Raw genomic sequence first — 20143 nt, 5'->3', positions numbered from 1 at the left:
ACCAGCAGACCGTCCCAGCATGCAAACAGCGCGTCGACGCCGAAGGCGGCCGTCGAGTTCCGGTGCCGGGCACCGGCCGTCAGCGTGGTCGAATTCTCCTAGTTCGAAGACGCGCCGGGCTGCGCACGAGGGGACAAAATGCAATCGATGACAGTCGCTGCCGACGACGGGACTTTGTTGCATGTCGGTGTAACCGGATATGGTCCGGACGTCGTGGTTCTGTCCGGCGGCCCGGGCTGCGTCCACTATCTCGAAGAAGACGCTCTGGCGCCGCGCGGGATGCGGGCGTGGTACCCGGAGCCCAGAGGTGTCGGACGCTCCCAAGGCGGCCCGCACGACCTCGCTCGGGCAGTCGCCGACATCGAGGCGGTGCGGCGAGCCGGAGGGGTCGACAGCTGGGTGGTGCTCGGCCATTCCTGGGGTTCGGATCTGGCGGTGCGCTATGCGTTGGATCATCCCAGCCGTGTCAGATTCGTGGTCGGCGTCGCCGGACACGGGCTACACAAAGACCGCACCTGGTCCGAGGCATACACGTCCTCGCGGCATCTGGAGGCCGACCTCAGGATCACCTGGGAATCAGCCGTTCATGCTGCCCTGACCGCGTCATTCGTCGACTGGATCCACGAACCCGACCTGCTCCGCCGCCTGGCAGATTCCACTGTCGCTATGACATTCATCGGCCCGCAGCACGACATCCGCCCGTCCTGGCCACTGCGGCAACTCGCCGCACTGCTACCCGCCGGCAGATTCGAGGAGCTACCCGGCGTCGCCCACAACCTGTGGTCGACCCATCCGCAGCAATGGGTCGACCTCCTTACCAGAACATGCGCGATGCCAAGCCTATCGGCGATCACACCACCACGGTCATAGGTCGATGTCGCCCCAGGACTTCTCGTGCATCGGTAGTTCAGAGCAGCCTGAATTCGCTGCTCGGTACCCTACGTCGCCCGACGATGGTCGCGGCAACGGACAACTAAGCACGATTCGGACAACGCTGGAAGCGGCGAATCAGTGCGTTGTCGAGGGCCCCGGCGGGAATCAAGGCGTGCAGGGTTGCCGCGGGCACGACAGGATGATCTGCATGGCGGACCCTTTGCGACTGCACGTCGGCGGCTACTACGACTCGGGGACACAGCGCTGGCCGGGGCCAGAACTGATCCTGACCACCGAGGGATGCTTGTTGCTCGTCGACCAGACCTCTCCGACAGCCGAGCAAGTCGCCGAGTTCGAAACTGCGGAAGCACAATTCGCCTGGCTCGACACCCGGCACAACGGAACCCTGCTCTATCGATTCGGCGAAAGCTCTTGGAAATGCCTGTCCTTCAATCCGCACGAGGACACCCCGCCAGGCAGGAGTCCCGGAACGCCGACGGTCCAAATTCGCCGGCACCTACCGGTTCTGGTCGGCCTGGCGGACGTTGATCGCTCACCAGTACTGGCCGTCCGCACAGTCTTATGGCCCGAGTACTTCGTCTCTGCGATCGGCGCGACAGTACTGAGACTTGCCGAACAAGCCTTCGACCACGACAGCCGGATCAACGAGGCCAACTACCTGTACTCGTTCGTCGGCAGCGAGCGGCTGGTCCAGCGTGCCGGGGTGCGCTGCCGGAACACGAACTGAAGCACGCCCGGTTGCTCTCACCCGCAGGATGGTTCGAGCAGCACGACGTGCCATACAGCAAGGGCGCACACCATCCGGCATATGCGTGCACTCACCGGCCGAGCCCGCGGCGCGGTTCCGAACGTCGTGTTCGCGGCATGAGCGTGCGTTCCCGGTGAATCAGCCTGTCATCCGATCCGCTCGAACCGAACTGCGCTTTGAAACCTGCCGCCCTCACGAAGATTCAGTGTCATGCGCCGGCCACTCCATATGCCGTCCACCTCAACTATGCAGTTGTACAGGTGGCTGGTCGAGGTGAAGGCGAGGCGATTACCGGCGCTGCGCGTGTACTGCGTGACGTGAACCCCATCGACCGGGGATTCCCTGCGAAGCCATGTCTCGATTTCGGGGCCATCCGCCGACGTGGGTGCGGGTTTGATCAGCACATCGAGAGCTGTTCCGTCCGGATAGAACCGAAACACCTGGACGTCTGCGGCGAAGATCCCCGATGGCCCGCGAGCGGATAGGCCGCGGCGGGTCCGGCTGCTGTGCTTGCTCATCAGTCACATACTGCCAGGACAACCTGGCTGTCAGCACACTCGAGGAAGCTCATACCCGGCTGCTGTCATTGGTCTCGCGGAGACGGCATACCGTGTGTGGGAATCGGCATTGCGGTGCGTTCGGCCCGGTGCGCTTTCTTCAACCGAGCGGGACCTGCCAACCAATCACTGTCGGGCCGCTCACGCACACGTCTTGTCCCGCGCGGAGTCCGGATCATTCAGGTAGCGACCAACTTCGGTGTCGATGCAGTCGTTCTCGTCACCGAAGACGACGGCGTGACCGTCGCCTTCACGAATGAGCAATGGACTGGTCATGTGCTTGGCCATCCGTTCGGCGTTCCCGAGCGGGGTTGTCGGGTCGTGGCGGGTGCCGACGAACAGAAGCCGTGCCGCGGAGCCCGCCCTTGCCAGTACCACCGGGAGGAGCTTGCCGGGAACGACTTTGCCTTCGAACGGCCATAGGTCGCAGTCCTCCAGCGGAAACTCGGTTGGCCGAGGTTCGTAGTTGTCATAGGTGGCTGCGTCGTATCTAGCTGCGGCGTCGTGCTGTCTGGCTGTGCGATCGGTGGTCGGGGCCGGCGGTGTCGGTACAGGTGATTGCGGTGAGCGCGTTGGTGCCTTCGCTGTCCTGGAAATCGGCCAAGCGGCGCACCGCAGTGCCGTCGCCGTGCCGCAGTGCCTGCAGCGCGGCCAGATACGGCTTCCAGGCCGACGGCCACAACAACCCGGTGTAGCTTGCGTCGAGAACGTCGGTTGCTTTCACCGGCGAGCCCCCGCGGACAGGTACGGGGCGCGCGTCGGCGTCGCGCAGCAACTGCTGGAAGATCTCCTCCGCGGCTGCCGGATCCGTACCCAGCGGGCATTCGGCGCCGTCGCGCCGATACTCGCCGACGCAGAACGAGGCTACTCGGGTGAATGTGGCTTGGTAGCCGCGTTCCTGCCCCAGGCGCATGTCGTTCGGCCGTTCTGCGATGTCGACGACGCCGTCCAGGATCGCGGCGCGGTAGTTGGCCGGAAAGCGCAGTGCGCACATCGCCGCGATCTGGGTGCCGTACGAGTAGGCGAGCAAGTTGATCCGCTCCTCTCCCAACACTGCGCGCAGGAGGTCGACATCGTTGGTCGCCTCGTCGGAACCTGTATGGCGCAACACGTCGAGCCCGGTGTCGGTCACGCAGGCGGCGACCTCGGTGCGCTCGGCTGCCTCGAGTGCCTCGGTGTCGTCTGCATTGAGGTCGAGGTCGGGGTCCAATCCGCCGGCGCATTGAATCAGTGGCGTGGACCGGCCTACCCCTCGGGGGTCGTAGGCGACGATGTCGAAGTGGGCGAGCACTTCTGGCGGGTAGGCGGCCTCGATCAAATCCAGTCCGGTCTGGCCGGGTCCGCCGCTGATCGCGAGCAGCGTGCCGGTCTTTTCTTCGGCGGCGGGCCGACGGGCCACCGCGAGCAGTACGGTCTGGGCGCCAGAGGACCCATCTGGTTGCACGTTTCGGTAGTCCAGTGGTGCCCTCACCTGCCCGCATTCCACGCCAGCCAACGTTTCGGCGAACCACTCGCCGGTCTTCCCTTCCTCGCAGGGTGCCCAGCCAACGGATTGTGTGTAATACGCGTCCAAGCCCAACGCAGCGCCGGCAGTACGGGACGCCGGCTGAACAGCAGCACAACCACTGACACCCGACACAACGGTCATGCTCATGGCGAGCGCGCGCACCGCCTTCCACGCCATCAACCCGACCGACCGGTACATTTCACCCACCGGGAGACGGTAGCAGCGCTCGACACGATCGGCTCACCACTCAGGGGAAGCATTCGATAGTGGGGGGTGCTGGCCATGTCCGAATTGCAAGTTGCATCGCCCCGTGACGACAGGTCGTTGTCACATACAAGTTGTCTGTCGACGGGGGAGGAACGCGCACCCTACTGGGACGTCGATCAAGTGCGCGAGCTCGCCGCGCCCCCTACGTGACCCCAGACCATATGCAGCCATACCTGCCGCGCGACTGGAAGTGGCGTACCACTAATCTCCTCGAACCACTGGAATTCGCATCCGCTCTGGGCTGCATTCGAATCCGCCCAACCTGTTGCCGGTCAAGCGTTGTGAGCAGGCGGCCTGTTTCGGCGGTTGCGCCATGTGCCGCGGTGTGCTTGGCAGTGCACGCCTTCAAAGTCGCCGGCTGCGCGTGCTTGGTCGGGCGTTAGGGCATGACCGACCACGGTTGGGGACCTACTGGCCGGGCTATCCTCACGGGTGCGGGGCCGATTCCGGCAAGACCACCGCGCTCAAGAATGCCGGTGAGTAGCTTTCCCTGCAACACGAACGCGTCAGCGAACGATCGAAAACTTCACGACACCCGATCGACCATCTGACCACAGCCGACCCAGGATCGGGCAGTAGCTACGTTCGAGGCGCAGTACCCCGGCGATTTTGACCGTCGGCGAACCTACCGCCGAACAGCGGCAACCGGGCGCGCGGGAACAGAGCATGCAGGTGTATTACGAGGACTGAACGGCTGCACCGAATTCCTTCCGGCGCTCCCTGTCGACGGCCTCCAAGCCCTGCTTCGAGCGGAATACGTTCGGCGCAGCAGTGATCTCATCCCTATCGGCGATCACACCCTTGTGCTCGAAAACTCCGAGGTACTCAGTCCAGGTCCCGACATCAGCTGTCAGCGATCGCAGCAACAAGCGCCGCGGGCCGTGACGCCCGAACAGGCGCCCAGTGGCGGGCAGACTTTCCAGCGTCGCATCAACCCGCTTGAAGAACCACAGGACATCGAACAACGCCTTCGTGTGGGGTTTGGCAGGGTCTGCGGAGCCATCAGGACCGAGGTCCCAGCCTTCCGGAAATTGTTCGGAGTGCCGGAAAGTCCCCATGAGGTGCCGCGCCTCCGACAGCGACCCGGACTGGAACGCGGTCAGCAACTCGTCCACGCGCCGAAACTGCGAATCTCGACGGCTCCCGATGTTGAGCCACAGAACCAGGGCTGCTATCACGACGCTCGCGACAGCTGTGAGAGTGCTCATGCCGCAACACTATTCGATAGCCGCGGCGTCGGCACTCGAAGACGAAGCGCTGTGATCGTCACGCACCGAGGCACTCCTCCCAGCCAGGCCAGATTCCTCAACCGAACAGACGTCTCGACCCGCCCCGGCTGTGGGCTAGGGCCCCGCGCACCAGGTAGGCGCTCAGCTCCCACGGAGCCCGGCGCTGGTGAATCGCCTCGACATAGTCGATCAACTTATGGCAGTTTCGTTCCAGCTCTCGGTCCAGTGCCTCGCCATCGGAGGCTGGGACGCGGGCCAGCCGGTCGAAGCTACACCCGCATGCGTGGAGGTGACGGGACTCGAACCCGCGACCTTCGCAGTTGCCCCGACCGTACACCGGGCCACCGACAAAACGTGATCCAAGGCCGCTCAGGCCGGCTCGGCCGACGCCGCAGGCTCCCGGGGTTCCGGTAGCAGCCGCCGAAGTAACAACGGACATGGGCTTGCCCCATATCCGCCCGATTTCGGCGGTTGCCCCCCAGTGGCGGCCGGGCGGTCCAGTGGAGGTGGCGCAAGGTCATCCATAGGTACCCGGGTCTGCGAGGCGCAGATCTCGTCGACCCCGGGCTTCCTCGACGCCTTCCGGCGTCGAGTTGCCGGTCCAAGTTCCGACAGCGAGGTAAGTGACGTATCCGGCCAGACCGATCGCGGCATGGCGAATGTCGCCGTAGTGCAGGGTGAATGCGGCCTGGTTGAGGGCTTTCGCGCCTGATGCGAGCCCGTAGATCAGTTTCGCGGGGACGGTGTAGATCTCACCGTCGGCGCCGATGGGCCAGTAGGCCGTAGTCGGGCTGGTTGTGAGCAGGATGTTGAGCTGGTCGAGCTCGATGCTCCACTTATCGGCGCTGGCGGCGCCAACCTCCTGATAGGACTTCTTGACCTGCACGAACTCGGCGAAGGCCAGGCGCAGCCGACCGCTATCTCGATAGACACTACGAGTCGGCGGTGGTATCGCCCAACGCATTCTGCCGACCCGATTCGAGGATCTCCCAGCGGCCAGCGTTGAAGGTCTTCTCAATATCACGGCTGTCGTTTCCGACAGTGATCGAGCCATCGTGATGCAGGATCACGAATGTTCCGTTGTCTGCAGCGATCGTGGCCGCTGCGGCGCTACCGAATGATGGGTCCGTCGTAGCAACAACGTGCGGTTGTTGGCGAGCGCCTGCGGGTGCCGCCATCTGAAGTTCACGTCCGACTCCGATCTGTACGAAGTACGACTCCAGTCGAGGGTCTAATGCACTCACCCCGAGTATCGGCAGGTCCGAGTAGCGGTCTGCAGAAGCGCCAGGCGGCCACAAGACCACACTGCATCGCCGCAAGGTCACCTCCAAAGGAGGGATGCGAATCCGCTGGTAGACCACCTATGAGGACGACGTTGGGCGCGTTCGTTCTGTGACCGTTTTTGTGACCGTTTTGAGGGTGATGAGCCGGTATCCAGGGTGATCCCCGGTGAACACAGCGGCCCCGCGCCGGATTTCTCCGACGCGGGGCCGCAAGCGAAAAGTACTGCTATGAGCTACTTTTCACACACTTGACACCCTACTTCTGCGCAGCCTTGAACTCGCGACGACGGCGGTGCAGGATCGGCTCGGTGTAGCCGTTGGGCTGCTTGGTGCCCTCGAGGACCAGTTCCTTGGCGGCCTGGAAGGCGATGCTGGCGTCGAAGTTCGGGGCCATCGGGGTGTATGCCTTGTCGCCGGCGTTCTGGCGGTCGACGACGGGGGCCATGCGCTCGAGGCTGGCGATCACGTCGGCCTCGGAGACGACGCCGTGGCGCAGCCAGTTGGCGACCAGCTGGCTCGAGATGCGCAGGGTGGCACGGTCTTCCATCAGGCCGATGTCGTTGATGTCGGGCACCTTGGAGCAGCCGACACCGTGGTCGATCCAGCGGACGACGTAGCCCAGGATGCCCTGGGAGTTGTTGTCCAGCTCCTGGCGCTTCTCCTCGTCGGACCAGTCGGTGGACTGGGCCAGCGGGATCTCCAGGATCTGGTCGACGGTGGCGCGCGGGCCACCCTTGGCGATCTCGGACTGCCGCTTGAACACGTCCACCAGGTGGTAGTGGGTGGCGTGCAGGGTGGCGGCGGTCGGCGAGGGCACCCACGCGGTGTTGGCGCCCGACTTCGGGTGCACGATCTTCTGCTCGAGCATGCCGGCCATCAGGTCGGGCATGGCCCACATGCCCTTGCCGATCTGGGCCTTGCCGGGCAGGCCCTTGGCCAGGCCGGTGTCGACGTTCCAGTCCTCGTAGGAGGCGATCCAGGTCTGGGCCTTCATCTCGGCCTTGCGGACCATCGGCCCGGCCTCCATGGAGGTGTGGATCTCGTCGCCGGTGCGGTCCAGGAAGCCGGTGTTGATGAACACCACGCGCTCCTTGGCGGCCTCGATCGACGCGGCGAGGTTGACCGTGGTGCGGCGCTCCTCGTCCATGATGCCGACCTTGAGGGTGTTGCGGGTCAGGCCGAGGATGTCCTCGATCCGGCCGAACAGCTCGTTGGTGAACGCGGCCTCGTCGGGGCCGTGCATCTTCGGCTTCACGATGTAGACCGAGCCGGTGCGGGTGTTGGCCAGCGTCGCGGTGCCGTTGAGCGAGTGCACGGCGATCAGCGAGGTGATCAGGCCGTCCATGATGCCCTCGGGGACCTCGTTGCCCTGGGCGTCGATGATCGCGTCGGAGGTCATCAGGTGGCCCACGTTGCGCACGAACAGCAGCGAACGGCCGTGCAGCACCAGCTCCGAGCCGTCGAGCGCGGTGTAGACGCGGTCGGGGTTCATGGTGCGGGTGAAGGTCTTGCCGTTCTTGGTGACCTCTTCGGCCAGGTCGCCCTTGTTCAGGCCGAGCCAGTTGCGGTAACAGACGACCTTGTCCTCGGCGTCGACCGCGGCGACCGAGTCCTCGAAGTCCATGATCGTGGTGAGCGCGGACTCGAGCACGATGTCCTTGACACCGGCGGTGTCGGTCGAGCCGATCGGCGAGTTCGCGTCGATCTGGATCTCGATGTGCAGGCCGTTGTGCTTGAGCAGCACCGAGGTCGGGGCCTCGGGGTCGCCCAGGTAGCCGACGAGCTGCGACGGGTCGGCCAGGCCGATGTCGGTGCCGTCTTCCAGGCCGATCTCGAGCTCGCCGTCGACGATCTTGTAGTACGACGAACCGATGTGCGAGCCGGTGATCAGGGTGACGGCGTCGTCGAGGAAGTTACGGCCCCACTCGATGACCTTGTCGCCGCGCACGCGGTTGTAGCCGGTGCCCTTCTCGGCGCCGTTGGCCTCGGAGATGGCGTCGGTGCCGTAGAGCGCGTCGTAGAGCGAGCCCCACCGCGCGTTGGCGGCGTTGATCGCGAAGCGCGCGTTCATCACCGGCACCACGAGCTGCGGGCCCGCGGTGGTGGCGATCTCGGCGTCGACGTTGCCGGTGCCGATCTGGAACGGGGCGGGCTCGGGGCGCAGGTAACCGATCTCGGTCAGGAACTGCTTGTAGGCGCCCTTGTCGTAGCCGGCGCCCGGGCTCTCCTGGTGCCAGGCGTCGAGCTTGCCCTGGATCTCGTCGCGTTCGGCCAGCAGGGCGCGGTTGCGCGGGGCGAGGTCGTTGATGACCTGCTCGGCTCCGGCCCAGAACGCGGCGGAATCTACGCCGGTACCGGGGAGCGCCTCGTTCTCGATGAAATCGTGGAGAACGCTGGCCACCTGGAGCCCGCCGACCTGAATCCGCTCTGTCATCTACTGCCTCACTTTTGAGAAAGCCGGGTGGGAAAAGTCGATGTCATGTTACCCGCGGGTAGTGGTGACACCTCGTGTGGGTTCGAACGCCGTGGAACCGCCGTCCATTCCGCCACGCCGAGACGCCGAGGTCGACGCGTGGGCGTGGCGGCCCACCCCTTGATTGTAGGCACCCGGAGAATTAATGTACTGACCGGAACATTTCTCGGCGGCTCGCCCCAGGTCGCCCGGTGGAGTGGAGGCACGGTGGACGGCGCGCGATCCGGCGAACCCGTCGCCCCGGTCCGCCGCCGTGGCCGCCCACCGGCCACCGATCGTGGCGCGGCCGACACCCGCGACCGCATCCGGGCCGCCGCGCTGGACCTGTTCGCCGAGCGCGGCTTCCACGGCACCGGCGTCGCCGAGATCGGTGCCAGGGCCGATGTCCAGCGCGGCGCGCTGTACTACCACATCGGCTCCAAGGAAGAGCTGCTGTGGGAGATCCTCGCCGACTACACCCGCCTGCTGCTCGCCGACGCCGAGCGCCTCGCCGACACGAGCACCGACCCGGTCGAGACGTTGCGCCTGTTCATCCGCAGTCACGTGGAGCTGATCGTCACCCATCGCCGGGCGGTCGCGGTGCACCTGCGCGACGCCGACGCGCTCACCGGCGAACGCGCCGTCGAGCTGCAGCGGCTGCGCGATCGCCTCCAGCGCCGCTGGCAGGAGGTGATCGACGCGGGACACGCCGCGGGGCGGCTGCGCACCGCCGATCACGTCGTCACCAACGGCCTGCTCGGCATGCTGAACTCGCTCGGCTTCTGGTATCGCGAACGCGGTGCGCACTCCCCCGCCGAGATCGCCGACATCCTCACCGACACCGTCCTGTCCGGGCTCAGCGCCACGGACACCGATCCGAAAGGCTGATCATGGCGTGGGATTTCGAGACCGACCCGGAGTACCAGCGCAAGCTCGACTGGGTCGCGGAGTTCGTCCGCACCGAGGTCGAGCCCCTGGATCTGCTCTACCCCAACCCCTACGACCGGACCAACCCCGAGATCCGCGCGCTGATGCGGCCGCTGCAGCAGCAGGTCAAGGACCAGGGACTGTGGGCCTGCCACCTCGGCCCCGAACTGGGTGGTCCCGGGTACGGTCAGCTCGCGCTGGCCCTGCTCAACGAGGTACTCGGCACGTCGATGTGGGCGCCGCTCGTGTTCGGTTGTCAGGCACCGGATTCCGGCAACGCCGAGATCCTGGCACACTTCGGCACCGCAGAGCAGAAGGCGAAGTACCTCCAGCCGCTGCTAGACGGCGAGATCGGCTCCTGCTACGTGATGACCGAACCCACCGGCGGCTCGGATCCCACCGCGTTCCACACCACCGCGGTCCGCGACGGTGACGAGTGGGTCATCAACGGCGAGAAGTGGTTCAACTCCGCCGCCGAGTTCGCCACCTTCCACATCGTGATGGTGGTGACCGATCCCGACGCCGAACCGCATCTGCGACTGTCGATGTTCATCGTCCCGGCCGACGCCCCCGGCCTCGAACTGGTGCGCAATTTCACCGTGCCCGGCTTCAGCGAACACGAAGGGCACCTGCGGTTCACCGACGTCCGGGTGCCAGCCGATCACCTGCTGGGCGCGGAGGGCGCCGGTTTCGTCGTCGCCCAGACCCGGCTCGGCGGTGGCCGCGTGCACCACGCGATGCGCACGGTCGCGCTGGTCCGCAAGGCATTCGACATGATGTGCGAGCGAGCGGTCTCGCGCCCGGCCCGCAAGGGGGTGCTCGGCGGCTTCCAGATGACCCAGGAGCGCATCGCCGACAGCTGGATCCAGATGGAGCAGTTCCGCCTGCTCGTGCTGCGGACGGCCTGGCGCATCGACCAGGCCCAGGACTATCGCGCGGTCCGCAAGGACATCGCCGCCATCAAGGTGGCCATGCCGACGGTCATGAACGACATCGCCCGCCGCGCACTGCATCTGCACGGCGCCCTCGGGGTCAGCACCGACCTCCCGTTCCTCGACATGACCACCTACGCCGAGGTGATGGCCATCGCCGACGGGCCGACCGAGGTGCACAAGATCACCCTCGCGAAGGAAGTCCTGAAGCAGTACGCGCCCGCGGATCCGGTGTACCCCACCGGTTTCCGGCCCACGCTCCGCGAGGAGGCCCGCGACCTCGTGGCCCGCAGGCTCGAACGCGAGGTCGGCAACCTCTGATCGCGAGGACACCGCGGCGGTCGCGTGCTCAGTCCACGCGCCGCACGCGGGTGGTCTCGGCGGTGACCGGCGCGCCGGACCCGCTGCGGGGCCGCAGCTCGGCGATCACCTCATCGTCCCGGTCGACGAGGGTCGAGTGCCGTTCACCGTCGGCGAAGGCGTGCCGTTCACCCCACTGCCGCAGCGCGACGATCGTGGTGAACAGGTCCCGCCCGGCGGCGGTGAGTTCGTAGACGTGCCGCTTGCCGCTCGGGGTGGCACTGGTGGTGAGGATGCCGTCGTCGACGAGCCTGCGCAGCCGGTCGGCGAGGATGTTGCGGGCGATCCCGAGGCGCTGCCGGAACTCGGTGAACGAGCCGGGGCCGTCCATGGCGTCGCGGACGATGAGCAGGCTCCAGCGGTCCCCCACCAGGTCGACGGTGCGCGCGACCGGGCAGGTGGGGTCGGTCCATTCGCGATCGCGGCCGGACGTCGGTGTCATCGGTCACCTTCCGCATTGGGTTGCGTTTCGAAACCATTATTCCCTATCGTGAATTGGTTGCATTTTGCTACCGATTGGAGAGTGATGGTCACCGGAATCGCGCGCCCACAGCGCTTGCTCCTGGCCGCGGTGTGCGCCGTGGCGGTGGCGACGATCTACGCGATCCAGCCGGTGCTGGGCGCGGCGGGCGCGCAGCTGGGGTTGCCGGCCGAGTCGGTGGGGTTGCTGGTCGCGGCCGGGCAGATCGGCTACTTCGCCGGGCTGATCCTGCTGGTGCCGCTGGGGGATCTGGTGAACCGGCGGGGGCTGATCGGCGGGCTGCTGGCGCTCACCGGCGTCGGAGCGGCGATCACGGCCGCCGCGCCGAACGGTGTCATCGCGATGGCGGGGCTCGCCGTCGCCGGGGTGTTCGCGGTCGTCGTGCAGGTGACGGTCGCCTACGCGGCCGCGGTGTCCGAACCCGGCGAACGCGGGCGCGTCATCGGCGCCGTCACGTCGGGGGTGGTCGTCGGCATTCTGGGTGTCCGTGTCGTCGCGGGCGTCTTCGGCGACACGCTGGGCTGGCGCGCGGTCTTCGTCCTGCTGGCCGCGTCGTGCGCGACGCTCGCCGTCGTCACCCGGGCGGTTCTGCGCCCGGACACCCGGACGCCCGGCGCGCGCTACGCGCAGATCCTGGGGTCGATGGGACGTCTCGTGGTCACCGATCGCCTGCTCCGGAGCCGGGGCCTGATCGCCTTCTTCCTCTTCGCGTCCTTCGGCACGCTCTGGAGCGGCCTCGCCCTGCCCCTCGGTGCCGCGCCGTGGTCGCTCGGTACCACCGAGATCGGGCTGTTCGGCGTCGTCGGTCTCGCGGGTGCGCTCGGTGCGACCCGGGCGGGCAGGTGGGCCGATGCCGGTCACGCGCAGGCGATCACTGGGTGGTCACTGCTGATCCTGGCCGGGTCCTGGCTGCTCATCGCCCCGATGGGGCCGACCCTGCTCCCGCTCGTGGCCGGCATCGTCGTGCTCGACTTCGCCGTCCAAGCCGTGCACGTCTCCAGTCAGCACCTGCTGACCACCGCGCACCCGGACCGCACCGGCAGTGTCCTCGGCGCCTACATGACGTTCTATTCCGCCGGCTCCGCGCTGGGCGCGGTCACCACCGCCTGGGCGTACACCGCGTGGGGATGGTGGGCCGCGTGCGGGTTCGGCGCGGGCTATGCCCTGTGCGGCTTCGCCGTCTGGGGACTGACCCAGCTCCGTCTCGGCGAGCGAGCGGAATCCGTTCCGGTGCAGCGGGTTCCGTGCCCGCAGACATGATCGTCCCGGCGCCGCCGATCAGCTCATCGGCGTGACCGGATGGACCGCGAGATCGCATACCGACAGCGTCTCGGACACCGGGACGGTGTCGGTGGTGTCGGGCGGGGTGACTCGCAACCCGGTGTACGCCGGGCAGGCGTTGCCCGAGGCGTCGGTGGTGGTGCCCTCCACGACGGCTTGCGCACCGTGGTCCTGGGTGAGGACCACGGTCGCCGGCTCGCTCCGATCGGGCGGCAGTCCGCCCAGGTAGCCGCGCAGGGTGCGGGTCGCGTTCGCGGTGGTGTCCCCGATCGCGTCGACGCCCGGATAGCCGGTCAGCGAACAGGGCCCGCTGGCCCCGACCAGCCAGAAGCGCAAGGTCAGCCCCTGGTGCCCGGCCGCCGCGGTGACCGGCCCGCCGCCGACGAGCACCTGGCCGTCGGCGCACGCGGGCGCGGTATCGGGCAGCGCGACGCCGGGCGGACTGGTCGGACCGCCGGTGGCCGCCGGCGCCGAGGTCACCGCCGGGCCCCGGGACGGGGCGGGCAGGGCGGCCGGGGGCACCAGCGTCGCGGGCCCCGCCGCGCTCGTCCGGACCGACGACGCCGGGCCGGGCGCGGGCAGGGTCGGACTCGGCCGATCGGCGGGCGCGCTCGTGCCGCCGGAATCGCTGTCGCAGCCGGGAAGGAGCAGGACCACCGCGCAGGCCACGGCGGCCGGAATCAGCGCTGTCCGCATGAGCACCACTCCTCGCGTTCGGTGCGCCCGACGGGCACCTCACCCCGAAAATGTATCGCGACCTGCCGGTTCGCGGTTTCCGTCGGTATCGGAGCGTTACCGGAAATAAATCAGCCGACATCCGGCGCGCCGTATGCCACCATGAATTCCACGCCGGTCATTCGCAACAAGGCGACACCGACGAGATACCCCGAGAGGAGGAGACGGCCATGAAAACCCTTGCGCCACTGCGACAGTCCGAGAAGACCTATCGCCGCGCCGGTTCGGCCCACAGCGCGTCGAGCGCGGGCCCCGATGCCATGGCCCGTCTCCGGTTCGCGCACTGACGCGGTAATCCCACTCGACTCCGACCGTCGTTCGCACTTCTCTCGAAACATGGTGATTCCCATGACGATCCGTCATGCCGTCGACCCGATGGCGCCCACGTCCGACACCTGGATACGCACCAGGGTGCTCGTCCTCAACGCCAGCTACGAAGCCCTCGACGAGATCACCGCCGACCGGGCCGTGACACTGCTGATCAGCGGTGCCGCGGAGACCGTCATCGAGCGGGCGCCACGGTTCCCGATCCGGTCCCAGCACCTGGTCATCGGGCTGCCGGAGACGATACGGCTGCTCCGCTACGTCTACCTGGGCCACGTCGCCCCGGTCGGTGAGGACAGCCGCGCCACGCTGGCCGGTGTCCTGCGCCGCGACCGGCACCGCTGCGGCTACTGCGACGACTGGGCGCAGACCGTCGACCACATCCGCCCGCGCAGCAGGGGCGGACCGAACACCTGGGGCAACCTGATCGCCTGCTGCGGCCCCTGCAATACGAGCAAGGCCGACCGCACCCCGGAGGAAGCGGGGATGCGGCTGCTGTGGGAGCCCAAGGCTCCCGACCCGCTGGCCCGCACCCAGCGCCGGATCTGGAAGGAGTACGCGCCGTGACCACCACCGACCTCGCCCTGACCGAACTGCTGACGCTGTCCGATTCCGGACAGTGGCACCGGGCGGCCTGCCGCGGCGACCCGAACCACGAGGCCTGGTTCCCGTACCCGTCGCAGGACTTCGACTACGCCCGCCGGATCTGCGCCGGTTGCCCGTTGCTCGCGGGGTGCACCGAGTACGCGGCGCAGACCGGTCAGTCGGGGGTCTGGGGCGGCCGTGAATACGACCGCGGGCGCGTGATCCGCGAGTGACCGGCCGGGGCCGGGTGTCCGTCGTGACACCCGGCCCTACGCCGTGACCTGCACCGATGCGCACAGGTGTCCACCGTGCGGCGGCCGGGTCACGAGTCCTTAAACTTGCCACGTGGGTACTCATCGCAGCGGGACCAGATCTCGAACCATCAGCAAAGGTCCGGTTATCGCGGCATCGGTACTCGTTCTGGTGATCGTGGCCGTCTTCGCGTGGTTCCAGCTCAGCGACCGCGCCACGAGCACCGATGTCGCGGCGGCCGCCGAATGTGTCGAGGGACCGGCGTCGCTGGACGTGACCGTCGATCCGGCGATCGCGGGCCCGGTGCGCGCCGCCGCCGAGCGCTACAACGCGACCAAGCCGCGCGTGCGCGACCACTGCGCCCGGGTGGAGGTGTCGGCCCGGCCGTCGGCCGCGCTGGTCGCGGGTCTGGCCGATCCAGGGAAGTGGGATCCGGCGCTGGGCCCGAAGCCCGGCCTGTGGATCGCCGATTCGACCCGGTCGATCGAACTGGTCCGGGTGCCCGGCCTGATCGAGGGGACGCCCGCCTCCATCGCCACCAGCCCGATCGTGCTCGCCGTGCCCGACGCGCTGCGCAGCGCCCTCGAACAGCATCAGGTCGCCTGGTCCGACCTGCCGCGCCTGCAGCAGGGCTCGCTCGACGAGGTCGGCCTGGCCGGCTGGGGCGGCCTGCGGATGGCACTGCCCACAGGCGACGCCACCACCGCGGCGGCCGCCTCGATCGGAGCCGCGGTCTCGGGCACCGAGCCGCTGACCGAACAGGCCGCCGGGTCCGGGCAGGTCGTGGCCGCGATCTCCGGGCTGGCCGCGGGCGCGCAGACGCCCGCCGACCTGATGACCGCGATGGCCGCGATCACCACCGACCCCACCGCCGACGAGGTGCACGCCGTCGCCGCGACCGCCCAGCAGCTGGGCACCGGCGGCCTGACCGCGTTCCGGCCGGTCGGGACCGCGCCGCTCGCGGACTATCCCGCCGCGCTGCTGTCGGGCCCCTGGGTCGACAAGACCCAGAACCTCATCGCCTCCCGGTTCATCGACTTCCTGCGAGCCCCGGAGCAGGCGGGCGCGCTGGCCACCGACGGGTTCGGCCCGGCCATCGGCTCCGCCCCGCCGAACCCGGACAAGGCGGCACTGCAGAAGGTGCAGTCCACCCTGGCGAACCCGGTGCTCGGCGTGAACGCGACGGTGCTGCTCGACGTGTCGTCGTCGATGGGCACCGCCGAGGGATCGACCACCCGGCTCGCGAACGCGAGCGCGGCACTCGCCTCGACGCTGACCGTGATGCCGCCGGACTTCGGCCTCGGGCTGTGGACCTTCGGCAAGAACCTCGACGGCACCACGCCCTACAAGGTCCAGGTCCCCACCGGCCTGCTCACCGACGCGCAGCGCAATGCCGTCGGAACGGCGGTCACCAGCACCAAGGCGACCCAGACCACCAGCGATCAGGCCTACCCGAGCCTGCTCGCCGCCTACCGCGCCGCCGTCACCGCCTACTCCCCCGGCCGGACCAACTCGATCCTGATCATCACCGACGGTCCCGACGACGACTCGACGCTGACCGGGCCCGCGCTGGTCAGCGAGATCACCGCCGCGACGACCGCGGGCAAGCCCGTCCGGATCGACGTCGTGGTGGTCGGCGGCCAGGGTACCCAGACCCTGCAGACCCTCGCGCAGCAGACCGGCGGCACCTATACCCGGCTGCCGACGAGCAACGATCTCGGCTTCGGCACCGCCGTGGTGAAGGCCCTGACCACACCCTGACTCCCCGAACGGCCGCGCGGACAACGTCATTCGCCCGCGCGGCCGGAATCGGTGGTGTGAACCACCGCACCGCCGGGTACTCGCAACCCACTGCGTTCGGTCCGATCCGCGGCGGGGAGACGAGTGATGGCGACGAACCACGGTGCGCGAGTCGCGTTCCGGCACTGGCGCGAACGCGTCGACCGCGCCGTCATCCTGGCCGCGCGCAAGCCGAACCACTACATCCTCACCGCCAGTACGGCCACCGCCGGCGTGTTCAGTTCGCTCGAGATCGCCGACCCCGTGAAGCGGGGCATCGACGCGCTGCCGGTGGTGACCAACAGTGATTGGCTCGGCTTCGTCCTGTTCACCGTCGTGATCGCGGCCGGGCTGCGCGGGTTGTCCCTGGCGGTCGGCAGACTCGCGGGCCGGGAACCGATCGACGTGCTGGCCGGGATCATCGACGACAGCGGGCTGCTGCCCGACCTCACCTCGCACTATGGGAGACGGATGACCGGCGACACCGACGCGACCCCGCAGCTCGACTACCGGGTCCGCCATCTCGACGACCGCGACCTGGACACGCTGTGCCAGATCAACCGGGAAGCCTTCGCCCGGTCCGGCTTCGCCACCCCGCTCGATGTGATCAGGCAGCGCAATCTCAGTGTGCACCAGGTCAATCCGCTCGCGTACAGCCTGATCGAGGCCCAGGTCGACGGCACCTTCGTCCCGGTCGGATTCTCCTGTATCCTGCCGCTGAACCGGCTCGGTGAGGCCGCCTACTGCCGCACCGGCGGACTGACCGACGCGCAGCTGCGCGGTCTGCACCTGAGCAGGCCCGGCGAGTGGTCGGATGCGGTGGTGCTGTTCTCGGTCGGGCTGCTGCGCGGGTTCCGGGGCAGGCTCGGCGCCAGCCCGCTGACCATCTCGCAGATCTACATCGACCATCTGGCCGAGGTCCTGCTCGACATCCACGCCGCCGATCCCACCCGGCCGACCACACGGGTCTACGCGCAGACCGAGCACGCCGGAACCGGCGTCGCGCGACTGCTCGCGGCTTTCGGTTTCGCCGACACCGGCGTGGTGACCGGCGACGGCTATCCGCTGCGGATGCTCGAGATACCGCTGGGCGCGATCGATGCCGCGACGGCACCGACCGCGCCCGGGTTGCGGGCGCTGCTCGAGCGATTGCGGTCCTCAGCCGGGTGAGACCTCCACCAGCGCACCGGATTCCATCGCGATCCAGAGGTGACCGCCGGCGTCGACGGTGAGTCCGTGCGGTTCCTTCCCCGGGAGCGGCAGGTGGTCGAGCTCGCCCTCGGTGGTGATCCGGCCGAGCATGCCGCTCGCCCATTCGGTGAACCACAGCGCGCCGTCGGCGCCTGCGGTGATCGCGTGCGGGCGCGCGGCCGGGTCGGGCAGCGCGAATTCGGTGACGGTGCCGTCGGTCTCGACGCGCCCGATCGCGCCCGCTCCGATCTCGGTGAACCACACCGCGCCGTCGGGTCCGGCGGCGATGCCGACCGGTGCGGCGGCGGGTGTGGGCAGCGGGAACAGGGTGAGCGTGAGGTCGCGGTCGATCCGGCCGATCGCGTTGCCCTGATTCACCGTGAACCACAGTGCCCCATCGGTTCCCGGGGTGATCATCGACGGCATCCCGTCGACGTCGATGTGCTCGACCGTGCTGTCGGCACCGAGCCGCCCGACCCGGCCAGCCTGCAATGCGGTGAACCACAGCGCCCCGTCGGGGCCGGCGCACACGCCGTAGGGCCCGTCCATCGCGATGCTCGTGACGACGCCGTCGAGGGTGCGGCGGCCGAGCCGTCCGCCCCGGAACTCGGTGAACCACAGTGCCGCGTCCGGTCCGGTCACGATCACGGTCGGTTGCCCGTCGGCCGGGTCGAGCGGGAAGATCTCCACCTCGCCGCCGGCGTAACGGCCGAGGGCGCCCTGCGCGACCAGCGTGAACCACACGGCGCCGTCCGGCCCGGCTGTCACCCCATAGGGTGCGCCGGGTACGTCGATCACTTGTACGATGTCAGCCAAAGTCTTCGATTCCCTTCTGTATTCCCCGGAATCGCCTGCGCAGCGCCCGGTCATGCGAGACGACGACGACCGCGCCCCGATAGTCGTGCAGCGCGCGTTCCACCTCGTCGACCAGGGTCAGCGACAGGTGGTTGGTCGGTTCGTCGAGCAGCAGCAGATCGTGGTCGCCCGCGAGCACCCGCGCCAGGGACAGTCTGCGTCGCTGGCCCTCCGACAAGGTACCGACGGGACGATCCAGCAGCTCAGGCGCGAACAGCCCGGTCGCAAGGAGCGCGGCCCGGCCGAACCCGTAGGCGTCGGTGACGCTGCGGTCGGGCTCGAATCGCTCCTCCTGCCGCAGGTAGCCGACCCGACCGGGCGCCGCCGCGTGCAGCGCGTCGAGCAGGGTCGACTTGCCCGCGCCGTTGGGTCCGTGGATGAGCAGCCGTCCCCGCGCGCCCAGCGTCACGGGACCGATGGCGAACTCGGTGCCCGATCCGGCCGCCGCGAATCGCCCACGGAAGCGCAGGGGTTCGGGCGGACGGGGCACCGGATCCTCGCGCAGGCGGCGCAGGCGTTCGGCGGTCCGGCGCACCCGGGAGGCGACCGAGCTCTGCACCCGGCCCGCGTTGCGGTCGTAGGCCATCTTGTTGTTGTCGGTCATCGCCCGCCCGTGCGCGACCTGCACGGCGGTCGTCGTCGCGAACTCCTCCAGCCGGCCGATCTCGGCGCGCCACTGGGCATAGTCCTGCTCCCAGCGCACCCGCGCGGCCGCCTTCTCGGTCAGGAACCCGCTGTAACCGCCACCGAACCGGGTCAGGCCGCGGTCGGTCACCTCGAGGATCGCGGTCACGACGCGGTCGAGGAAGATCCGGTCGTGCGAGACCAGGACGACCGTGCCGCGATGGCCGCGCAGCCGCTCCTCGAGCCAGGTCAGCGCGCTCTCGTCGAGGTGATTGGTCGGCTCGTCGAGCAGCAGTACCTCCGGCGAGGCGGCGAGCAGACAGGCCAGGCCGAGCCGGGCCCGCTCGCCGCCGGAGAGACTGTCCAGCCGTCGCGACCGGTCGATCCCACCCAGCCCGAGTCCGTGCAGCGACGCCGCCACTCTGGCGTCGACCGCGTAGCCGTCGCGCGCCTCGAACCGGGTGAGCAGGGCCCCGTAGCGATCCATGTCCTGCGCCTCGGCGGCGGCCTGCATCGCGCGCTCGAGCCCGCGCAGCTCCGCCAGCGCCTGCTCGACGGCCGCCTCCACGGTGTCGCCGGACAGCGTCTGGGCGAGGTGGCCGAGCCCGCCCTCGGCGGTCACGGTGATCGATCCGGCATCGGCGTGCTCGGTTCCGGCCAGCAGCCGCAGCAGGGTCGACTTCCCCGAGCCGTTCTCCCCGACGATGCCGATCCGCTCGCCGGGCCGGATCGTCGCCGTCACCGCGTCGAGTACCGGCCGGTCCGCATAGGACTTCGACACGCCCCGCAAGGTCAGTTGAGTGGTCAAACAGCGCTCCAATCGCAACTTGTGTAGCTTTAACCATACGGATACTCGACCACTAACGCAACAGGAGTAGAT

General features: G+C 68.4%; 20 protein-coding genes. 9 read left to right on the top strand and 11 right to left on the bottom strand.

All coding sequences use genetic code 11. The features are described 5' to 3' along the window. Nucleotides 1-147: 147 nt before the first annotated feature. Together AB0L91_RS27955 and AB0L91_RS27950 are read left to right on the top strand one after the other, a co-directional pair. The gene (locus tag AB0L91_RS27955) at nt 148-870 is read left to right on the top strand and encodes an alpha/beta hydrolase (protein ID WP_365015149.1); all 723 of its coding nucleotides are present in this window, start codon (nt 148-150) and stop codon (nt 868-870) included. A 211-nt stretch (nt 871-1081) separates the two neighbouring features. Beyond that, complete coding sequence (locus tag AB0L91_RS27950) at nt 1082-1621, top strand: hypothetical protein (RefSeq protein WP_365015146.1); 540 nt, start codon at nt 1082-1084, stop codon at nt 1619-1621. Between the two features lie 167 nt (nt 1622-1788). On the opposite strand, the gene AB0L91_RS27945 is transcribed toward AB0L91_RS27950, so the two are convergent. The 7 genes from AB0L91_RS27945 to AB0L91_RS27915 all read right to left on the bottom strand — a co-directional run bounded on the left by AB0L91_RS27945 (nt 1789) and on the right by AB0L91_RS27915 (nt 8919). Then, on the bottom strand, nt 1789-2160 hold the full coding sequence (locus AB0L91_RS27945) for a hypothetical protein (protein WP_365015143.1): 372 nt from the start codon (nt 2158-2160) through the stop codon (nt 1789-1791). A gap of 180 nt (nt 2161-2340) precedes the next feature. After that, nucleotides 2341-2637: an alpha/beta hydrolase gene (locus tag AB0L91_RS27940; RefSeq protein WP_365015305.1), complete on the bottom strand. Its 297-nt coding sequence runs from the start codon at nt 2635-2637 to the stop codon at nt 2341-2343. Nucleotides 2638-2689: 52 nt separating this feature from the next. Beyond that, on the bottom strand, nt 2690-3904 hold the full coding sequence (locus AB0L91_RS27935) for an alpha/beta fold hydrolase (RefSeq protein WP_365015304.1): 1215 nt from the start codon (nt 3902-3904) through the stop codon (nt 2690-2692). 746 nt (nt 3905-4650) lie between these two features. Next, complete coding sequence (locus AB0L91_RS27930) at nt 4651-5181, bottom strand: hypothetical protein (RefSeq protein WP_365015141.1); 531 nt, start codon at nt 5179-5181, stop codon at nt 4651-4653. A gap of 538 nt (nt 5182-5719) precedes the next feature. Continuing rightward, nucleotides 5720-6088, bottom strand: a complete 369-nt coding sequence (locus AB0L91_RS27925; protein WP_365015138.1) for a hypothetical protein — start codon at nt 6086-6088, stop codon at nt 5720-5722. 46 nt (nt 6089-6134) lie between these two features. Continuing rightward, nucleotides 6135-6272, bottom strand: coding sequence for a hypothetical protein (locus AB0L91_RS27920; protein WP_365015136.1), 138 nt, complete (start codon nt 6270-6272; stop codon nt 6135-6137). 469 nt (nt 6273-6741) lie between these two features. Then, entirely contained in the window at nt 6742-8919 is a 2178-nt protein-coding gene (locus AB0L91_RS27915) for a malate synthase G (protein ID WP_365015133.1), read from the bottom strand. Between the two features lie 246 nt (nt 8920-9165). Between AB0L91_RS27915 and AB0L91_RS27910 the strand changes: the two genes are divergently transcribed. Together AB0L91_RS27910 and AB0L91_RS27905 are read left to right on the top strand one after the other, a co-directional pair. Beyond that, nucleotides 9166-9825 carry a TetR/AcrR family transcriptional regulator gene (locus AB0L91_RS27910; RefSeq protein WP_365015131.1) on the top strand — a complete coding sequence of 220 codons (660 nt, stop codon included), beginning with the start codon at nt 9166-9168 and terminating at the stop codon, nt 9823-9825. Nucleotides 9826-9827: 2 nt separating this feature from the next. After that, nucleotides 9828-11117 carry an acyl-CoA dehydrogenase family protein gene (locus AB0L91_RS27905; RefSeq protein WP_365015129.1) on the top strand — a complete coding sequence of 430 codons (1290 nt, stop codon included), beginning with the start codon at nt 9828-9830 and terminating at the stop codon, nt 11115-11117. Between the two features lie 28 nt (nt 11118-11145). Here the strand turns inward: AB0L91_RS27905 and AB0L91_RS27900 are convergent, their stop codons facing one another. Further along, entirely contained in the window at nt 11146-11598 is a 453-nt protein-coding gene (locus tag AB0L91_RS27900; protein WP_365015126.1) for a helix-turn-helix domain-containing protein, read from the bottom strand. Between the two features lie 84 nt (nt 11599-11682). Here AB0L91_RS27900 and AB0L91_RS27895 point away from each other — a divergent pair, with 84 nt between their 5' ends. Continuing rightward, on the top strand, nt 11683-12897 hold the full coding sequence (locus tag AB0L91_RS27895; protein WP_365015123.1) for an MFS transporter: 1215 nt from the start codon (nt 11683-11685) through the stop codon (nt 12895-12897). Nucleotides 12898-12915: 18 nt separating this feature from the next. Here the strand turns inward: AB0L91_RS27895 and AB0L91_RS27890 are convergent, their stop codons facing one another. Further along, a complete protein-coding gene (locus AB0L91_RS27890) occupies nt 12916-13614 on the bottom strand; it encodes a DUF4232 domain-containing protein (protein WP_365015120.1) in 699 nt (232 codons plus the stop codon). A 387-nt stretch (nt 13615-14001) separates the two neighbouring features. On the opposite strand from AB0L91_RS27890, the gene AB0L91_RS27885 reads away from it, so the two are divergent. From AB0L91_RS27885 to AB0L91_RS27870, 4 genes are all read left to right on the top strand, one after another. Continuing rightward, nucleotides 14002-14544 (top strand): HNH endonuclease, encoded by a 543-nt coding sequence (locus tag AB0L91_RS27885; RefSeq protein WP_355278453.1) that lies wholly within the window; start codon nt 14002-14004, stop codon nt 14542-14544. Next, entirely contained in the window at nt 14541-14795 is a 255-nt protein-coding gene (locus AB0L91_RS27880) for a WhiB family transcriptional regulator (RefSeq protein WP_189034276.1), read from the top strand. The genes AB0L91_RS27885 and AB0L91_RS27880 overlap by 4 nt, the downstream gene beginning before the upstream one ends. A gap of 190 nt (nt 14796-14985) precedes the next feature. Further along, nucleotides 14986-16575: a VWA domain-containing protein gene (locus AB0L91_RS27875; RefSeq protein WP_365015115.1), complete on the top strand. Its 1590-nt coding sequence runs from the start codon at nt 14986-14988 to the stop codon at nt 16573-16575. A 126-nt stretch (nt 16576-16701) separates the two neighbouring features. Then, a complete protein-coding gene (locus AB0L91_RS27870) occupies nt 16702-17763 on the top strand; it encodes a hypothetical protein (RefSeq protein WP_365015112.1) in 1062 nt (353 codons plus the stop codon). On the opposite strand, the gene AB0L91_RS27865 is transcribed toward AB0L91_RS27870, so the two are convergent. Further along, nucleotides 17752-18552: a virginiamycin B lyase gene (locus AB0L91_RS27865; protein WP_365015109.1), complete on the bottom strand. Its 801-nt coding sequence runs from the start codon at nt 18550-18552 to the stop codon at nt 17752-17754. The genes AB0L91_RS27870 and AB0L91_RS27865 overlap by 12 nt on opposite strands. Before the next feature lie 40 nt (nt 18553-18592). Beyond that, a complete protein-coding gene (locus AB0L91_RS27860) occupies nt 18593-20071 on the bottom strand; it encodes an ABC-F family ATP-binding cassette domain-containing protein (protein ID WP_365015106.1) in 1479 nt (492 codons plus the stop codon). Nucleotides 20072-20143 lie beyond the last annotated feature (72 nt).

The organism is Nocardia sp. NPDC051833 (assembly GCF_040681225.1).
Classification (GTDB): Bacteria; Actinomycetota; Actinomycetes; order Mycobacteriales; family Mycobacteriaceae; genus Nocardia.
Note: the sequence above shows the minus strand (reverse complement) of the source record. Positions and strands in the feature narration are given on the sequence as shown.

Coding starts and splice junctions, on each gene's coding strand:
- AB0L91_RS27915 (WP_365015133.1), bottom strand. CDS start 8,919: ATGACAGAGCGGATTCAGGTCGGCGGGCTCCAGGTGGCCAGCGTTCTC.
- AB0L91_RS27885 (WP_355278453.1), top strand. CDS start 14,002: ATGACGATCCGTCATGCCGTCGACCCGATGGCGCCCACGTCCGACACC.
- AB0L91_RS27935 (WP_365015304.1), bottom strand. CDS start 3,904: ATGTACCGGTCGGTCGGGTTGATGGCGTGGAAGGCGGTGCGCGCGCTC.
- AB0L91_RS27945 (WP_365015143.1), bottom strand. CDS start 2,160: ATGAGCAAGCACAGCAGCCGGACCCGCCGCGGCCTATCCGCTCGCGGG.
- AB0L91_RS27890 (WP_365015120.1), bottom strand. CDS start 13,614: ATGCGGACAGCGCTGATTCCGGCCGCCGTGGCCTGCGCGGTGGTCCTG.
- AB0L91_RS27900 (WP_365015126.1), bottom strand. CDS start 11,598: ATGACACCGACGTCCGGCCGCGATCGCGAATGGACCGACCCCACCTGC.
- AB0L91_RS27870 (WP_365015112.1), top strand. CDS start 16,702: ATGGCGACGAACCACGGTGCGCGAGTCGCGTTCCGGCACTGGCGCGAA.
- AB0L91_RS27950 (WP_365015146.1), top strand. CDS start 1,082: ATGGCGGACCCTTTGCGACTGCACGTCGGCGGCTACTACGACTCGGGG.
- AB0L91_RS27895 (WP_365015123.1), top strand. CDS start 11,683: ATGGTCACCGGAATCGCGCGCCCACAGCGCTTGCTCCTGGCCGCGGTG.
- AB0L91_RS27955 (WP_365015149.1), top strand. CDS start 148: ATGACAGTCGCTGCCGACGACGGGACTTTGTTGCATGTCGGTGTAACC.
- AB0L91_RS27905 (WP_365015129.1), top strand. CDS start 9,828: ATGGCGTGGGATTTCGAGACCGACCCGGAGTACCAGCGCAAGCTCGAC.
- AB0L91_RS27930 (WP_365015141.1), bottom strand. CDS start 5,181: ATGAGCACTCTCACAGCTGTCGCGAGCGTCGTGATAGCAGCCCTGGTT.